Here is a 2,760-nt window from a genome sequence, read left to right on the forward strand (position 1 = left end):
AGCCACGAGGCGAGGCCCGAGTTGGTTGCGCGGGCCGGGTACCCGCGCCGGGTACCCACGAAGTGGGTGCGCGCGCCCGAAGGGCATTACTCCGATACGCTCCTAGGCGTCGGGTGCAGCTCGCTCAGGAGCTCGGCGACAGCGCCGCCCAGCCCACCGCGGACCGTGTGATCCTCCACGGTCACCACGTGTCCGGTCTTTCCTGCTCTGGCCCACGGCTTTGCTCGCGTCCGCTGCGGCGCTCCGCCGCCTTGCTCCTGTGCTATGGCGCCGCCCTCCTGGGAACGGCCATGACCGCCTACCTACTGTGGAACATCCGGTAGCGAATAGAAGGGAGCCGCCTGGAACGGGCGGTGGATCGCCATCGACGACCGAGGTTGATGATGGAGGTGAATAGATGTCGAGGTATCTCATCGTCACGCATCAGACCGCCTTGAGCCCCGCCCTGCAGCGCAAAGTGAGCGCGCTGATCGCGGAGGACCCCGCAGCGGAGTTCGCCGTGCTCGTACCGGAAGCGCCCGGGTCGCCGTTGACGTGGGAGGGCGAAACGGTAGACGTGGCAATGCAGCGTGCCGAAGCCGCGAAGACGCTACTCGAAGAGAACGTGCGAGCGCGAGTCTTCCGGACTGCCGTCGGGGCGGCAGAGCCGCTGCAGGCGATCACCGACGAACTGCGCATGCACCCCGGCTACGACACTCTCGTCATCTGCACGTTGCCGCCCGGCATTTCCCGCTGGCTGAAGTTGGACCTGGTGCACCGGGCCGAGCGGAAGTTCGGCCTGCGTGTCATCCACGTCGTGGCCGACGCCGCCGCGCCGGCGCGTCCGTGAAACCTTGTGGCTTGGTAGCGCTCAGCGGTTCAGGGACTTCCGCACGGTCTGGGCGATGCCGTCGGGGTCCAGGCCGTACCGGGCGTAGAGCCCCTTCGGATCGCCCGACTCGCCGAACCCCTCGACGCCGAGCCGCTTGAGGGGCGTCGGGAGCAGCTCGCTCAGGAGCTCGGCGACAGCACCGCCCAGCCCACCCCGGATCGTGTGATCTTCCACGGTCACCACGTGTCCGGTCTTGCCCACCGACCTCAGGATCAGCTCCTCGTCGAGCGGCTTGAGGGTGGCGATGTTGATGACCTCGGCCTGGAGCCCGTCGGCGGCGAGAAGCTCGGCGGCCTTGAGGCAGTTGGAGAGCGGGCCCCCGGTCGCGAGAATCGTGACGTCCGAGCCCCGCCTCAGCACCGCGCCCTTCCCGAACTGGAAGATATACCCCGAGGGGGAGACCGGCTCGACCGCCTGCCGGGTGAGGCGAAAGTAGACGGGGCCGTCGTGGTCGACCGCGTAGGCCACGGCCTGTTTGGTCTCGACCTCGTCGGCGGGCTGGATGATGGCCAGGTTTGGGAGCGCGCGGGCCAGCGTCAGATCCTCCATTCCCATCTGGCTGTACCCGTCCTCGCCGATGCCGAGGCCGGCGTGGGTGCCGACGATCTTGACGTTGGCGTGGGAGTAGGCGAGCGAGAGCCGGATCGTCTCGAAGCGCCCGATCACGAAGCAGGCGAAGGTGCAGATAAAGGGGATCCAGCCCGAGAGCGCCAGCCCCGCGCCCATCCCGATCAGGTTGGCCTCCGCGACGCCGACGTTGAAGGCACGGTCGGGGTAGGTCTCGGCGAACTTCTGGGTCATCGTGGACTTCGCAAGGTCCGCGTTGACCACGACGATCCGCGTGTTCGTCGCCGCGAGCTCCAGGAGCGCCTCGCCGAACGCCACCCGCGTCGCCTTTGCCGGCATCTCGCGTCTCCTATCTGGTCTCGAGGGCCTCGAGCTCCCTGACGATCGCCGCCACCTTCGGCGTGCGCCCGAGGTACGCCGGCCATTCCGCTTCGCCAACGCCGAGAATCTCGCGGATCGCCTGAACTGCCTCCCGGGGCTTGGGCGCCACCCCGTGCCACTTGGGGTTGTTCTCCATGAACGAGACCGCCTTCCCCTTGACGGTCCGCGCGATCAGGACCACGGGCCTCCCCGTCACCTCGAGCGCCGCCCGGAACCCTTTCACGATGGCGCCCATCTCGTGGCCGTCCGCGATCTCGATCACGTGCCAGCCGAAGCTCTCCCACTTGGCGGCGAGGGGATCGAGGCTCAGGGTCCTGTCCACGAAGTCGTCGTTCTGGATCCCGTTCCGGTCGACGACCACGTAGAGGTTGTCGAGGCAGTACCGGGTGCCGCCCACCTTCGGCGCCGCCATCGCGGCCTCCCAGACCTGCCCGGCCTGGCACTCGCCGTCCCCCAGCATGCCGAAGATGCGGGACGCGCGTCTTTCCATCCGCGCGGCCAGCGCCATGCCGATCGCGATCGAGAGCCCCTGACCCAGCGACCCCGTGGCCGCCTCGATGCCCGGGACCCTTTCGCCGGGGGGACCGGGGTAGGGGTGGCCCTGGAGACGGCTCCCGAGCTTCCTGAGGGAGGGGAGCTCGGCTTCGGAGAGATAGCCGATCCGCGCCAGGACCACGTAGAGGGCGGGGACACAGTGGCCCTTGGAGAGAATGAAGCGGTCGCGCTCGGGCCACCACGGGTCCTTCGGATCGTAGCGGAGGAAGCCGCCGAAGTAGAGCGCGGTGAGGAGGTCGATGGCGGAGAGTGACCCGCCCGGATGGCCGGAGCCCGCGTGGGTCAGGATCCGGATGATCTCGACCCGGCAGTCGCGCGCGATCTCGGCCAGCCGCTTCAGGTCAGCGCCGGGCATGAAGGTCTAGAGGAGCGTGTCGGCGTAATGC

At 68.6% G+C, this 2,760-nt stretch carries 4 protein-coding genes; 1 reads left to right on the plus strand and 3 read right to left on the minus strand.

Annotated features, from left to right (window positions below; translation table 11 throughout):
* Positions 1 to 86 precede the first annotated feature (86 nt).
* Positions 87 to 266: a hypothetical protein gene (locus HY726_11180; protein ID MBI4609560.1), complete on the minus strand. Its 180-nt coding sequence runs from the start codon at positions 264 to 266 to the stop codon at positions 87 to 89.
* Between the two features lie 131 nt (positions 267 to 397).
* On the opposite strand from HY726_11180, the gene HY726_11185 reads away from it, so the two are divergent.
* Positions 398 to 829 (plus strand): hypothetical protein, encoded by a 432-nt coding sequence (locus HY726_11185; protein MBI4609561.1) that lies wholly within the window; start codon positions 398 to 400, stop codon positions 827 to 829.
* A 21-nt stretch (positions 830 to 850) separates the two neighbouring features.
* Here HY726_11185 and HY726_11190 read toward each other — a convergent pair whose 3' ends face one another.
* The gene (locus HY726_11190) at positions 851 to 1,777 is read right to left on the minus strand and encodes a transketolase family protein (GenBank protein ID MBI4609562.1); all 927 of its coding nucleotides are present in this window, start codon (positions 1,775 to 1,777) and stop codon (positions 851 to 853) included.
* Positions 1,778 to 1,787: 10 nt separating this feature from the next.
* Positions 1,788 to 2,729 (minus strand): transketolase, encoded by a 942-nt coding sequence (locus HY726_11195; protein MBI4609563.1) that lies wholly within the window; start codon positions 2,727 to 2,729, stop codon positions 1,788 to 1,790.
* Between the last annotated feature and the right edge of the window lie 31 nt (positions 2,730 to 2,760).

The sequence above is a fragment of the Candidatus Rokuibacteriota bacterium genome (genome assembly GCA_016209385.1).
Taxonomy (GTDB): domain Bacteria; phylum Methylomirabilota; class Methylomirabilia; order Rokubacteriales; family CSP1-6; genus JACQWB01.